Annotated in this window: 11 protein-coding genes; 7 read left to right on the top strand and 4 right to left on the bottom strand. The window is 70.5% G+C overall.

Features of this window, described 5'->3' with window-relative positions; all coding sequences use genetic code 11:
- Window positions 1-32 precede the first annotated feature (32 nt).
- The 3 genes from E1267_RS04125 to E1267_RS04115 form a co-directional block, all read right to left on the bottom strand.
- Entirely contained in the window at window positions 33-899 is an 867-nt protein-coding gene (locus E1267_RS04125; protein WP_132329916.1) for a carbohydrate ABC transporter permease, read from the bottom strand.
- A complete protein-coding gene (locus E1267_RS04120; RefSeq protein WP_132329914.1) occupies window positions 883-1845 on the bottom strand; it encodes a carbohydrate ABC transporter permease in 963 nt (320 codons plus the stop codon). Before E1267_RS04120 ends, E1267_RS04125 begins: the two co-directional genes overlap by 17 nt.
- Before the next feature lie 213 nt (window positions 1846-2058).
- Window positions 2059-3012, bottom strand: coding sequence for a LacI family DNA-binding transcriptional regulator (locus E1267_RS04115; RefSeq protein WP_132329912.1), 954 nt, complete (start codon window positions 3010-3012; stop codon window positions 2059-2061).
- A gap of 192 nt (window positions 3013-3204) precedes the next feature.
- On the opposite strand from E1267_RS04115, the gene E1267_RS04110 reads away from it, so the two are divergent.
- The 6 genes from E1267_RS04110 to E1267_RS04085 all read left to right on the top strand — a co-directional run bounded on the left by E1267_RS04110 (window position 3205) and on the right by E1267_RS04085 (window position 11848).
- The gene (locus tag E1267_RS04110) at window positions 3205-4092 is read left to right on the top strand and encodes an NAD-dependent epimerase/dehydratase family protein (protein WP_132329910.1); all 888 of its coding nucleotides are present in this window, start codon (window positions 3205-3207) and stop codon (window positions 4090-4092) included.
- Window positions 4092-4964, top strand: coding sequence for a 5-dehydro-4-deoxyglucarate dehydratase (locus E1267_RS04105; protein ID WP_132329908.1), 873 nt, complete (start codon window positions 4092-4094; stop codon window positions 4962-4964). The genes E1267_RS04110 and E1267_RS04105 overlap by 1 nt, the downstream gene beginning before the upstream one ends.
- A complete protein-coding gene (locus E1267_RS04100) occupies window positions 4961-6013 on the top strand; it encodes a mandelate racemase/muconate lactonizing enzyme family protein (RefSeq protein ID WP_132329906.1) in 1053 nt (350 codons plus the stop codon). The genes E1267_RS04105 and E1267_RS04100 overlap by 4 nt, the downstream gene beginning before the upstream one ends.
- Window positions 6013-7938, top strand: a complete 1926-nt coding sequence (locus E1267_RS04095; protein ID WP_132329904.1) for a DUF6807 family protein — start codon at window positions 6013-6015, stop codon at window positions 7936-7938. The genes E1267_RS04100 and E1267_RS04095 overlap by 1 nt, the downstream gene beginning before the upstream one ends.
- 143 nt (window positions 7939-8081) lie before the next feature.
- Complete coding sequence (locus E1267_RS04090; protein ID WP_132329902.1) at window positions 8082-10067, top strand: ABC transporter ATP-binding protein; 1986 nt, start codon at window positions 8082-8084, stop codon at window positions 10065-10067.
- Entirely contained in the window at window positions 10064-11848 is a 1785-nt protein-coding gene (locus E1267_RS04085; RefSeq protein ID WP_132329900.1) for an ATP-binding cassette domain-containing protein, read from the top strand. The genes E1267_RS04090 and E1267_RS04085 overlap by 4 nt, the downstream gene beginning before the upstream one ends.
- 22 nt (window positions 11849-11870) lie before the next feature.
- Here E1267_RS04085 and E1267_RS04080 read toward each other — a convergent pair whose 3' ends face one another.
- The gene (locus E1267_RS04080; RefSeq protein WP_132329898.1) at window positions 11871-12524 is read right to left on the bottom strand and encodes a TetR family transcriptional regulator; all 654 of its coding nucleotides are present in this window, start codon (window positions 12522-12524) and stop codon (window positions 11871-11873) included.
- A 249-nt stretch (window positions 12525-12773) separates the two neighbouring features.
- On the opposite strand from E1267_RS04080, the gene E1267_RS47120 reads away from it, so the two are divergent.
- A complete protein-coding gene (locus E1267_RS47120; RefSeq protein ID WP_281283586.1) occupies window positions 12774-13013 on the top strand; it encodes an ATP-binding cassette domain-containing protein in 240 nt (79 codons plus the stop codon).

Below are 13013 nucleotides of genomic sequence, written 5' to 3'. Positions count from 1 at the left end.
CTAGGGGTCTTCTGGGTTGGGGGGTGGGGGAACTACTTCAGTCCCGTGGTGGCGACACCACGGATCAGGTACTTCTGCCCGGCCAGGAAGAATCCGAAGATCGGGCCGAGCGCGATGATCGACATGGCGAACATAGGACCCCAGGAGGACTCACCACTAGAGTCCAGGAACGTCCGCAACGCGACTGGGACGGTGAAGTTATCCGGGTTGTTCAGATAGAGCAGCTGGCTGAGGAAGTCGTTCCACGTCCAGATGAACGTGAAGATCGCGGTGGTGGCCAGGGCGGGCAGGGAGAGCGGCATGACGACCCTGATGAAGATGCGCCAGTAGCCCGCGCCGTCGATCTCGGCCGCCTCGTCCAGCTCCCTCGGCAGGGTGCGGATGAACTGCACCATGAGGAAGATGAAGAACGCGTCGGTGGCCAGCACCTTCGGCATGACCAGCGGCCAGATCGTGTTGATCAGGTCGAGCTCGGAGAACATGATGTACTGCGGCACGATCACCACGTGGTGCGGCAACATGATCGTGCCCAGCATGATCGTGAACCAGAGCCTCTTCAGCGGGAAGTTCAGCCGCGCGAAGGCGTAGGCGGCCAGCGAGCAGGCCACCAGGTTCGCCACCACCGACAGCCCGGTGATGAGCGCCGAGTTCCACAGGTAGTAGCCGAAGGGATGCTTCAGCGCGGTCCAGCCCTCCGTATAGTTCTCCAGCGTGACCTCGCTCGGCAGCAGGCCGGGCTGCCGGAAGATGAGCTCCTCCGGCTTGAGCGAGCTGGAGACCATCCAGAGCAGCGGATAGAGCATGATCACGCCGAAGCCGATCAGCAGGATGTGCTTGACCACCCGTCCGCCCTTGAGCGGGCGGAACAGCACCGGAATCGGCCTACTTGGTGTCGCCATAGAAGACCCAATACTTGGAAGCGAGGAAGTTCACCCCGGTCAGACCGGCGATGATGAGCAGCAGGACCCACGCCATCGCGGCCGCGTAGCCCATGTCGTAGTCCCTGAATCCGTTCAGGTAGAGGTAGAGCGTGTAGAAGAGCGTCGAGTCGGCGGGCCCGCCGGTGCCGTTGCTCACGATGAACGACTGCGTGAACGACTGGAACGACTTGATGATCTCCAGCACCAGGTTGAAGAAGATGATCGGCGTCAGCAGCGGCAGCGTGATCGATTTGAACTGCCGCAGCGGGCCGGCCCCGTCGACCGCGGCGGCCTCGTAGTAGCTGCTGGGGATCTGCCGGAGCCCGGCCAGAAAGATGATCATGGGGGCCCCGAACGTCCAGACGTGCAGGATGATCAGCGTGCCGAGCGCGTAGTCGGGGTGGCCGACCCAGCCGGGCCCCTGGATGCCGAACGCTCCGAGCAGCGCGTTGACCAGGCCGTCGGCGCCGAAGACCTTGCGCCAGAGGATCGCGATCGCGACGCTGCCGCCGAGCAGCGAGGGCAGGTAGAAGATCGAGCGGTAGATCGCCAGTCCGCGCAGCCCCCGGTCGAGCACCAGGGCCAGCGCGAGCGCGAAGGCGAGTTGCAGCGGCACCGAGACGACCACGTAGATCGTGGTGACCTTGAGCGAGTTGATGTACCTCGGGTCCTCGGTGAACATCTTGACGTAGTTGTCGAAGCCGACCCACTCGGCCTCCTGCAGGAGGCTGTAGTCGGTGAACGACAGGTAGAGCGAGGCGAGGATCGGGCCGATCGTGATGACGAGCAGGCCGGCGAACCAGGGGGCCAGGAAGAGATAGGCGGCCCGTGCCTCACGGCGGGAGCGTTTCGTGGAGCGGTGTCCGCCGCCACGCGGGGGTTCGGTCACCGCCTCCAGGGGCTTCACCGCCACCGAGTCAGCCATGACGGAACTCACTCGTCATTACGAACCTTCCGGCGAGATATGTACTGGATAGCGCTTTCCTATAGCTGGCGGGAAAGTTGCGTCAACCCTTTGCAGCCGTTACCTGGCCGTTACCGATATATCGTTGACACGTTTCCCCTGCTGAACGAACTGACCTGGGAAGAAGTCAGATGAATTTGGCCCTCGTTTAGTACAACCGTTTGCAGCACCCCGCTAGCGCGGAGGCGCCGTGGAATCCCTGACGACCAGTCGGGTCTCCAACGAGGTGGTGGCGCTCACCTCCTGGATGAGCAGGTCGACCGCCAGCCGACCCGCCGCGGCGGTGGGCATGGCGACCGTGGTGAGTTTGGGACGGTTCAGCCGCCCTGAAACGATATCGTCGATCCCCACGACGCTCACGTCCGCGGGAACGGTCAGCCCAAGATCGCCGAGGCCCTCGATGAGCCCGATCGCCACCAGGTCGTTGTAGGCGAGCGCGCCGGTCACCCCCGCGTCGCGCACCCGGCCCGCGGCGGCGAAGCCACCCCGCTCGGTGGGCGCGTTGGGACCGATGACGGTGAGCTCCACGTCCGGCACCTGCTCGGCGGCGGCGCGGATCTCCGCGCTCGTCCACGAGCCCGCGGGCCCCGCCACCAGCGCCACCCGGCGGTGCCCGAGGCCCGCCAGATGCTCGACGGCCAGCCTGGCGCCGTGGCCGACGTCCATCAGCACGGTGGCGGCCCCCCGCAGCCGCCGGTTGATCACCACGAACGGCACCCGCTCGGCCAGCCGCTCCAGCGCTTTGTTGGACGAGCGCGGGCTGCACAGCACCACGCCGTCCACCTGTTTGCTGAACGCCTGCACCAGCTCCTCCTCGGCGGCCGGCTCCTCGTCGGTGTCGGCCACGAACAGGTGGTAGTCGCGCTGCCTGGCGGCCGCGTGGGCGGCCTTGATCAGCGGCGGGAAGAACGGGTTGGCGATGTCGGCCACGATCAGGCCGAGATTGTGGGTGCGCCCGGTCGTGAGCGCCCTGGCCGCCCGGTTCGGCCGGTATCCGAGCTCCTCGGCCACCGTCAGCACCCTCGTGCGGGTGGCGGCGTTCACCATGTGCGGCGCGGAGAACGTCCGCGACACGGTCGATACATGCACACCGGAGGCCCGGGCCACATCACGAATCGTCACAGTCACAAATGCACACCCTAACGCAACCGCTTGCAGAGGCCATGGGGCAGATAAAAGCGCTTGCTGTACCATCCCGGATGCACAGCAGTCAGGAAGCCCCAGCTAGACCGCCGATCAGGAAATCACCCCTTGACGCCCCGGCCCTCCTGACACAAAGGTTTAGTGCAACTGTTTGCAGTCTTGAAGGAGCCCCTAACGGTGAGCAGAGTCCTCGTCACCGGAAGCGCAGGACGCCTCGGCCGCAGCGTGGTCAGCACGCTCGCGGCGGCCGGGCACGAGGTCATCGGCGTGGACCACGCCCCAGGAACCCCAGATGAGGCCGCCGCCACCTTACCCGCCGACCTCACCGACACGGGAGAGGCGTTCGAGACGATCGCCAGGTTCCGGCCGGATACGGTGATCCATCTGGCCGCGATCGCCACACCGTTCAGCCGGCCCGAGTCGGTGATCTTCAAGGTCAACACCCAGCTGGCGTTCAACGTCTGCGAGGCGTCCGTGGCGCTCGGTGTGGCCGGCGTGGTCCTCGCCAGCAGCCCCACCGTGCTCGGCTACGGCGCCCCCGGCGGCTGGGCGCCGGCGTACCTGCCGATCGACGAGGAACACCCGGTGCGGCCATGGAACGCCTACAACCTGTCCAAGGTGGCGGCCGAGCAGACCATGAAGGCGTTCGCCGTGGCCGGGACGACGAAACTGGCCGCCGTCCGGCCGTGCTTCGTCATCCCGCCCGAGGAGTGGGCGGGCGCGCCGACCCAGTCGGGGCACACCGTCAAGGAACGGCTGGACCGGCCCGCGCTCGCCGGCGTCTCGCTGTTCAACTACATCGACTCCCGCGACGCCGCCGACATGATCGCCGTGCTCGCCCAGGCGCTGCCCGAGCTGCCGAACGGCGAGGTCTTCTTCGCCGGCGCCGCCGACGCGCTGGCCAGGAAGCCGCTGGCCGAGCTGCTCCCCCAGGCCGTGCCCGGCACCGAGCAGCTCGCCGCCGGGCTCACCGGCACCGCCCCCGCCTTCTCGACCACCAAGGCAGAGCGCCTGCTCGGCTGGCAGCCGAAGCGGAGCTGGCGCACCGAACTCAAGGACGTCTGATGAAACTCAGCGGTGTGCTGTTCTTCCCCGTCACCCCGTTCGACGCCGGCGGCGGCCTGGCCGAGGAGGTGCTGGCCGAGCACGTCTCCCAGCGCATGGAGCACGGCCCCGGCGCCGTCTTCGCGGCCTGCGGCACCGGCGAGTTCTCCGCCCTGTCGGAGGCCGAGCACGCCCGCGCGGTACGGATCGCGGCCGAGGCCGTGGGTGGCCGGGTGCCGGTGTTCGCCGGCGCGGGCGGCCCGCTCGGCGCGGCGCTCAACCAGGCGCGGGCCGCCAGGGACGCGGGCGCGGACGGGCTGCTGCTCATGCCTCCGTACCTGGCGCAGGGGCCGGGGCACGGCTACACCGCGTACGTGTCGGCGATCGCCTCCGTGCTGCCGGTGATCATCTACCAGCGGGGCACGGTCGCGCTCGAACCCGACACCGTGGTCGAGCTGGCCGGCCTCCCCGGCGTGATCGGGCTGAAGGACGGCCTGGGCGACATCGACAGGATGCAGCGCACCGTGCTGGCCGTGCGCGAACGGTTCCCCGAGTTCCTGTTCTTCAACGGGCTGCCGACGGCCGAGCTGACCATGCCCGCCTACCGGGGCATCGGCGTGGAGCTCTACTCCAGCGCGGTGTTCGCGTTCGCGCCGGAGATCGCCAAGGCCTACCTGAACGGCGACGAGCGGCTGCTGACGGAGTTCTACGCCCCCCTCGTACGGTTGCGCGGCAAGGTCCCCGGCTACCCGGTCGCGCTGGTCAAGGCGGGGGTCCGGCTGCGCGGCCTCGACGTGGGCGGCGTGCGTCCGCCGCTGGTGGACGTCACCGAGGAGCACCTGGAGGAGCTGGAGGCGCTGATCAAGACCGGTCTCGAACGGGCGGCGTCGTGACGGTCGCCGACCTGCGTACGGAGCTGCGCAGCGTCCCGCTCCCCCGCCCCTGGGGAGCGGACGTGCCGTTCAACCACGTGATCGTCACGCACGTCACCCTGGCGGACGGGCGCACCGGCAGCGGTTTCTCGTGGACGCCGCAGATCGGCGCGCACGCCGTCAAGGCGCTGCTCGACCACGACCTGCGTGAGGCGCTCATCGGCCTCGACCCGCACCCCGAGGTGGTCTGGGACCGGCTCTGGCGGCACCTGCGGGAGGCGGGCCCCGGCGGGGTCACCACCGTCGCGCTGGCCGGAGTCGATCTGGCGCTGTGGGACCTGCGCTGCCGCGAGCGCGACCTGGCCGACGTGCTCGGGCGGCGGCGCGACGAGGTCCCGGTCTACGGCAGCGGCGTCAACCTGCACTACCCGCTGGAGGAGCTGGTCGCGCAGGCCCGCCGCTGGGTGGCGGCCGGCCACCGGGGCGTCAAGATCAAGGTGGGCCGCCCCGACCTGGCCGAGGACGTGGCCAGGGTGGCCGCGGTCCGCGAGGTGATCGGCCCCGACCGGCTGCTGATGATCGACGCCAACCAGCGGTGGGACCTGCACAGAGCGCGGCGGGCCCTCGCCGCGCTGCGCGAGTTCGACCTGCACTGGATCGAGGAGCCGCTGCCCGCCGACGACGTGGCCGCGCACGTGGAGCTGCGCCGCTGCACCGACGTGCCGGTGGCCGTCGGCGAGAACGTCTACACCACGTACGGCTTCCGCGACCTGCTGGCGGCCGGCGCCTGCGACGTCGTCCAGCCGAACGTGGCGCGGGTCGGCGGCATCACGCCGTTCCTGCGGATCGTGGAGCTGGCCAGAACGTACGACGTGCCGGTCCATCCGCACCTGCTGAGCGAGATGTCGGGACAGCTGGCGCTGGCCCTGCCGCTGCCCGCCATGGTGGAGGACGTGGAAGACGCCTCGTTCGCTGCCCTGGGGCTGCTGGACGAGCCGTACCCGGTGGAGGTCAGCGGCGGCGTGCTCCGCGCGGGCCCCCACGCCGGGCTCGGGCTGAGGTGGTCGTGATGACGCCGGCGAGGGTCGTGCTGGCCGGGGCCCACGGGCACGGCCAGCACCATCTGCGTCACCTGCACCTGCTGTCCGAGTCGGGGGTGGCCGAGCTGGCCGGGATCTGCGACGTGCGCCCGGTCGAGGTGGACTTCGGCACGCCCCTGCAGTCGCCCGACCTGCGCGAGCTGATCGCCAAGACCGGCGCGGAGGTCACGATCATCTGCACGCCGATCCACACCCACGCCGACCTCGCGGTGACCGCGCTGCACGCGGGCTCGCACGTGCTGCTGGAGAAGCCGCCGGCGGCGACGCCCGAGGCGCACGGGAGGATCGCCGCGGCCGTGGCCGAGACGGGGCTGGCCTGCCAGGTCGGCTTCCAGTCGCTCGGCTCCGCGGCGGTTCCGGCGCTGCGCGAGCTGATCGCGAGCGGCGCCCTCGGGCGGGTGCGCGGCATCGGCGGCGCGGGCGCCTGGGAACGCCCGGTCTCCTACTTCACCCGTTCCGCCTGGTCGGGCAGGCGCCGCCTCGACGGCGTCGACGTGGTGGACGGCGCGCTCACCAACCCGTTCGCGCACGCCGTGGCGACCGCGCTGGCCCTGGTGGACGGCTCCATCGCGGAGATCGAGACCGAGCTCTACCGCGCCAACACGATCGAGTCCGACGACACGTCGTGCGTGCGGATCCGCATGGACGACGGTCTCGTGCTCACCGTCGCGGTGTCGTTGTGCGCGCCGGAGCGGCACGAGCCGTACCTGGTGGTGCACGGCGACGCGGGCCGGGCCACGCTCGTCTACACGCAGGACAGCGTCAAGGTGGAGCTGCCGGACGGCTCGGTCACGACCACCGTGTACGACCGCACCGACCTGCTGGACAACCTCCTCGACCACGTACGCACGGGCGCCGCCCTGCTGGTTCCGCTGGAGCGTACGGAGCGGTTCACGCAGGTGCTGGACGCGGTGCGGCTGGCTCCCGAGCCGCAGCCCATCCCCGAGCGGCACCAGGAACTGGAGCGGGACGGCCTGGACCAGGTCGCGCGCCGAATCCTGCCGGGCATCGCCGAGGTGACCGCCCGCAGCGCCGAGCGGCTGGCGCTCTACTCGGAGCTGAACGTGCCGTGGACCCGGGTGGAGCTGCTGGCCGGCGACCACCGCGTGGCCCGTTACGAGACACGGCCCGACCTGCCGGCCACCGACTCGCCCCGCCCCTACCTGTACGAGGTGCGCACGCTGGGCGGCGTCGAGGTGACCGAGGTCAGGCCCGAGGACCACGTCCACCACCTCGGCGCCGGCGTGGCCGTCGCGGACCTCGGCGGGGCGAACTTCTGGGGCGGTCGCACCTACGTCAGGGACCAGGGGCCCACCTGGCTCGACGACCACGGCGTCCAGCGGCACGCGGCGTTCGCCCGGCTGGACGACGGCGGTTTCGCCGAGCGGCTGGAGTGGATCGGGCCCGGCGGCGGGCTGATGGCCCGCGAGGAGCGCACGGTCACGGTGCGGCCGATCCGGGAGGACGCCTGGGCGCTGGACTTCGCGTTCACGCTGACCAACCTCACCGGGGCGCCGCTGGAGATCAACAGTTCGGCCACCAAGGGCCGCGCGGGCGCCGGCTACGGCGGTTTCTTCTGGCGCGCGCCCGGCACCTCGACCGCCCGGACGACGTTGCCGGGGGACGAACGGGCGGTGCACGGCAGCCGCGACCGCTGGATCGCCCTGTCCGGCACCGACCCGGCGGGGCGGGACTGGACGCTCGTGTTCGTGCAGGACGGCGACGACCCCTGGTTCGTGCGCGTCGAGGAGTATCCGGGGGTGGGCCAGGCGCTGGCGTGGGACCGGCCGCTGCTCGTCGAGAACACGCTGACCAGACGGGTCGTCACGGCGGTGGTGGACGGGCGGCTGGACGCCACCGCCGCCGGCTCCGTCGCGGGCGAACTGCTGCGATAGCGCGAGGGCCGCTGGAGTGTCGTCCGGCGGCCCTTACCGTCCAACGCTGGATATCTAACGCTACGTGAATATCTTCTTGACCCCGGCGATCGCCCCATGTGAAGATCACCACGACTGCCGACCTCGGGAGACGGCGAGACACGGTGACGGACACGCGGCCGGCCTATCCAAGATTCTCCTGGCGCGATCTGAGCCTGACCCGGATCCAGGACACCTTCGACGAACGAAGAAGCCTGCTGGCTCTGTTACGTTTCAGCCGCCCACGTACGCTGGCCGCCCTGTGCGTGACAGTGGCCACCTCGATCGCGGCGGCACCCTTGACCGCCATCTTCGCCAGCCACGCGGTGCATGCGATGACGGCCGCGTCCCCCGAGGTCGATCTCCTGCCGCTGGTGTGGCCGGTGGCGGGGTTCGCGGCCGCGATGCTGGCCAGGCAGGCCGCCGAGGTCCTCGCGCGCGCGCTGAAGGCGTCGGCGAGCAGGCGCATCGACGGCGTGGTGCGCTCCCGGGTACGGCGAATCGCCCTGCGCCCGGATCGCATCGCCCACCTGGAGGATCCGGAGTTCCACGACGTGGCCGTCCGCGCCGGCGACCAGGGCTTCACCTGGCGGGTACGCTCCCCCGGAGCCGCTGCCGTGGGCCAACTGGAGATCACCGCGCGAACGATGTCGGCGGTGGCGATGGCGGCGGTGCTGGCCACGCGCTTCCCCGTGCTGGCGGTGGTGCTGCTGGCGCTGTCGGTGCTGATCCGGTCGATCACCCGGCGGCAGTGGATGCATCTGGAGGCGGTCAAGGACGCGGCGACCCCCGAGCGTCGCAAGGTCGACTTCTGGGCGGACCTGGCGGCGGGGTCCGAGGCGGCCAAGGAGATTCGGCTGTTCGGTCTGGCAGGGTGGGTGAGCGAGCGGCGCCTAGTCGCGCACCACGCGTGGGAGGCCGGCCACTGGAGGACCCGTCGGCGGGTCCTGCGCAGCCAGAAGGCCACCTTCCTGCTCGCGGCGCTGTGCGCTGGACTGGGCTTGCTGGTCCCCGGGCTGGCCGCGTGGGCCGGGGAGCTGAGCATCGCCGAGCTGTCGCAGTGTCTGGTGGCCGTCTGGGGAATTCTCGCGATCTCGGTGATGGGCGGGGAGTCGTACGACATCGACTACGGCAGGACCGCGGTGACGGCGCTGCGGAAGCTGGAGGACCTGACGGGCCCGGATCGGCACGCCCCTCGGGAAAACGCCTCCCCCGGCGGTCCCGCGCCTCTGGTGCGGTTCGAGGACGTTTCCTTCCGGTACCCGGGTGCCTCCGCGCCCGTGCTGCGAGGGCTGAGCCTGACCATCCGCCCCGGCGAGCGGCTGGCGATCGTCGGAGCCAGCGGGGAGGGCAAAACCACGCTGGTCAAGCTCCTGGCCGGCCTGTACGAGCCCACCACGGGCCGTATCACCGCCGACGGCACAGACCTTCGCTCGCTGGACACCACGGCGTGGCGGCGCGGGATGACGGCGCTGTTCCAGGACTTCGTCCACTATCCGCTCACCGCGCGCGACAACATCACGTTGGCCGCGCCTGAAGCCACTCCGGAGAGCGACGAGAAACTCCTCCAACTGGTACGGGCGGGCGGCGCGCAGCCGGTGCTGGACCGGCTGGAATCAGGGCTCGACACCGAACTGTGGCGGACCGGCACCGACGGCCGTGACCTGTCAGGCGGGCAGTGGCAGAAGCTCGCCGCGATCCGGGCACTCTACGCGGTGGAGCACGGGCGGCGCCTGGTGGTCCTGGACGAACCCACCGCGCACCTGGACGTCAAGGCCGAGGCCCGCTTCCACGAGCAGGTGATCGGCTCGGTCGGGGACGCCTCGATCGTGCTGATCTCGCACCGGCTCTCCACCGTGCGTCCCGCCGACCGCATTGTCCTGCTACGGGACGGCCGGATCACTGAGGAGGGCTCCCACGACGACCTGATGCGGCTCGGCGGCGAATACGCCCGACTCTTCCTGCTCCAGGCGTCACGATTCCACGAGCCCACGGCCGGCGGCAGCAGGACCGCCGACAGCCAGGCCGACGGTAGCGGGGCCGACGGTAGCGGGGCCGTCGACATCGAGCAGGGAGCCGTCGCTCGCGAGGGCGGAGAGGAAGCGCGATGACGCTGCGGGACAGCGCTCGGATGGCACAGCACACCCTGGCGCTGGGCCTGCTCGCGGACCGCCGCGTGAGCATCACGGTGGGCGTGCTCGTGCTGCTGCAGGCGGGGATGGCGGCCGGCACCGCCTACGCCCAGCGCCATCTGGTCGACGCGGCCGGCACCCACCTGCTCGGCGGGCTGCTGGCCGCGGTCGCGCTGGGCATGACCGCCCACGCGCTGCAGCTCATAGGCTGGCGCTTCACCCACAACCTGCGCAATGATCTGCGCGACCGCATCCAGCTGGCGCTGGAGCAGGAGATCACCGAGGCAGCGGCGAAGATCCCGACCATAACCCACCTTGAGCGGGCGGACTTCCTCAACCGGATCACCATGTTGCGCCGCGGCACGCTGGCGCTGTCGAAGACCGGGTGGGCGGCAGCGCACGCGGCCTCCGTCCTCGCCGGGATCGGGCTGAGCCTGTGGTTGCTCATCGGGGTGCATCCCGCGCTCGCGCTCCTGGCGGTGGCGGCCGTGCCGATCCTGCCTCTGGCCAACCGGGCCATGCGAATGCAGCGGCAGGCGCTCGACGCCACGGCCGAGTCGCTGCGCCGCGAGAGCAGGCTGCACGACCTCTGCCTGAACCCCGACCCCGCCAAGGAGGTCTGGATCTCCGGCAATGGCGCCGAGCTGGACCGGCACGCGCGCGCGTTGTGGGAGGAGGCGGCCGACCTGGAGGCCCGGGCCCGGCTGCGCGGGCTCGGGGGTGAGATCGGCGCCTGGGCGTTCTACTTCTCCATGCTGGCCGGCGCGCTGCTGGTCGTGGGGCTGCTCCTGGCCCGCGGCCAGGCCACTCCCGGCGACGCGGTGCTGATCATCTCGCTGGCCGGTCAGCTACGGCTGCAGCAGCAGAGCGCGGTCGAGTCCATCGCCCTGGTCGCCGACGGCGGCCGGGTGGCCGAGCACCACCACTGGCTCCTTACCTACGCCACCGAACACGGCGTACACCCTACGGGGACAACCGTGCCGGCCCGGATGACCGCCGGCATCGAACTGCGCGACGTGTGCTTCACCTATCCGGGAACGGACACGATGGTGCTCGACCATGTGAACCTCACTCTCCCCGCAGGCTCCACGCTGGGCCTGGTGGGCATCAACGGCGCGGGCAAGTCAACCTTGATCAAGCTCCTCATCGGGGTGTACCGGCCCACCTCGGGCGCGATCCTGGTGGACGGCGTCGACCTGCGCGAGTTCGATGCGTCTGAATGGGCGGCCGTGTGCACCGGCACACTGCAGGACTTCCTCAAACTGCAGACCCCGGTGGCCGAATCGGTCGGCGCCGGCGACCTGTCCAGGATCGACGACACCGCCCGGATCGGGCTGGCGCTGCGGCGAGCGGACGCCGGCGTATTCGTGGAGAGCCTTCCCGACGGCCTGCGGACGCAGCTCGGACGGACCTTCGGCGGCGCCGAGCTGTCCCACGGCCAGTGGCAGCGCATCGCACTCGCCCGTGGCCTCATGCGTGAGGCTCCACTGCTGCGCGTCCTCGACGAACCCACGGCGGCGCTCGACCCGCAGGCGGAGCACGACCTCTTCGAGCTGTACGCCGAGCAGACCCGCAACTTCGCCGAGCGTGGCGCCGTGACCGTTCTGGTCTCGCACCGGTTCTCAACCGTGCACATGACCGACCACATCGTGGTGTTGTCCCACGGGCAGGTGGTGGAGCAGGGCAGCCACGCCGAGTTGCTCGGAGCGGGCGGCGACTACGCCGACCTCTATCTCACCCAGGCACTTGCCTACCGATGACCGCCTTGAGAGGCGCTGCGCCCTAGTCGCGTGGGCCTTCGTCGCGGCCTGAGCTGGATCTGAGGAGCCTCAGTGCGCCCCTCGACAGGGCCACCAGGATGTCGGCAGCCTCGTCGAGGTCGGGGTAGCGGCCCTCCAGGTGGCCGATGGCCAGGGCGTTGGTGGCGGCGTCGATGCCGTCGGCGATCATCTCCAGCCGCCGCCTGTCGTGCTCGTCGTCGGCGGTGTAGCCGAGGGCGGCCAGGTCGGCGGCGTGGTGCTCGCGGTAGGCGGCGGCGCTCTCCGTGGCGAAGTCGCGCAGCGAGGACGACGGGTCGTGCCGGGCCCGCAGCTGGATGCGCAGCAGCTCGGGGTGGCGGCAGATGGCCTCCAGCGGGATGCGGAAGGTGTCGCGGTGGCGTTGGAGGTCGCCGGGGGCCTCGCGGGCGGCGCGGCGGGCCTCGCGCATGGAGGTGCGAAGCCGCCGGCCGCCCTCCTCGGCGAGCACCCGCAGCAGGTCCTGCATGTCCTTGAAGTGCACGTAGAAGCTCGACTGCGCGATGCCGGCGGCCTTGGCGACCTTGACGGTGGTCAGCCCGGCCTCGCCCGCCTCGTCGAGGATCGCCAGCGCGGCCCTGATCAGCCTGCGCCGGGTCTGGTCTTTCGCCTCGCTCCTGCTGAGCGGTGTGCTCGTCATCGATGCTCCCTCCCTCCCGTGACGATTCTCCCGCGGCTCTTGTGCGGATTTTCACCGATAGTACTATCGGTGAAAATGCTCTCGGGGGGCTTACCGGGAGGAGGCGTGGATGAAACGCTGGAGGACGGACCACGTTGATGCTGGCAGCGGCGGTGATGCTGGCGTGCAGCGGGCAACGCCCCGTCGCCACCCCGCAGGCGGGCACGTCCGGCCCGTCCAGGGCGGGCGCACGCGGGGAGGGCCCCCCGTGTGTGGGGCCTGCCCGGCGACCGGGTGGACGAGGTCCTGGAGGCGGTGGGCCTGGATCCGGAGGCGGCGGCGGTACGCAGGCCGCACGAGTTCTCCGGCGGCCAGTGCCAGCGCATCTCGATCGCCAGGGCGCTCATCCTCGACCCCGAGGTGGTGATCTGCGACGAACCCGTGTCGGCGCTCGACGTCTCGGTGCAGGCGCAGATCCTCGGCCTGCTGGAGGACCTCAAGGACCGCTAA

The organism is Nonomuraea longispora (assembly GCF_004348345.1).
Taxonomy (GTDB): domain Bacteria; phylum Actinomycetota; class Actinomycetes; order Streptosporangiales; family Streptosporangiaceae; genus Nonomuraea; species Nonomuraea longispora.
The sequence above is the reverse complement of the archived record's forward strand: the minus strand, read 5'-3'. Positions and strand labels throughout refer to the sequence as shown.

What these genes read in the sequence shown, in the direction of transcription:
- E1267_RS04125 (WP_132329916.1), bottom strand. Translation starts at nt 899, where the DNA reads ATGGCGACACCAAGTAGGCCGATTCCGGTGCTGTTCCGCCCGCTCAAG.
- E1267_RS04120 (WP_132329914.1), bottom strand. Translation starts at nt 1,845, where the DNA reads ATGGCTGACTCGGTGGCGGTGAAGCCCCTGGAGGCGGTGACCGAACCC.
- E1267_RS04105 (WP_132329908.1), top strand. Translation starts at nt 4,092, where the DNA reads ATGAAACTCAGCGGTGTGCTGTTCTTCCCCGTCACCCCGTTCGACGCC.
- E1267_RS04095 (WP_132329904.1), top strand. Translation starts at nt 6,013, where the DNA reads ATGACGCCGGCGAGGGTCGTGCTGGCCGGGGCCCACGGGCACGGCCAG.
- E1267_RS04085 (WP_132329900.1), top strand. Translation starts at nt 10,064, where the DNA reads ATGACGCTGCGGGACAGCGCTCGGATGGCACAGCACACCCTGGCGCTG.
- E1267_RS04080 (WP_132329898.1), bottom strand. Translation starts at nt 12,524, where the DNA reads ATGACGAGCACACCGCTCAGCAGGAGCGAGGCGAAAGACCAGACCCGG.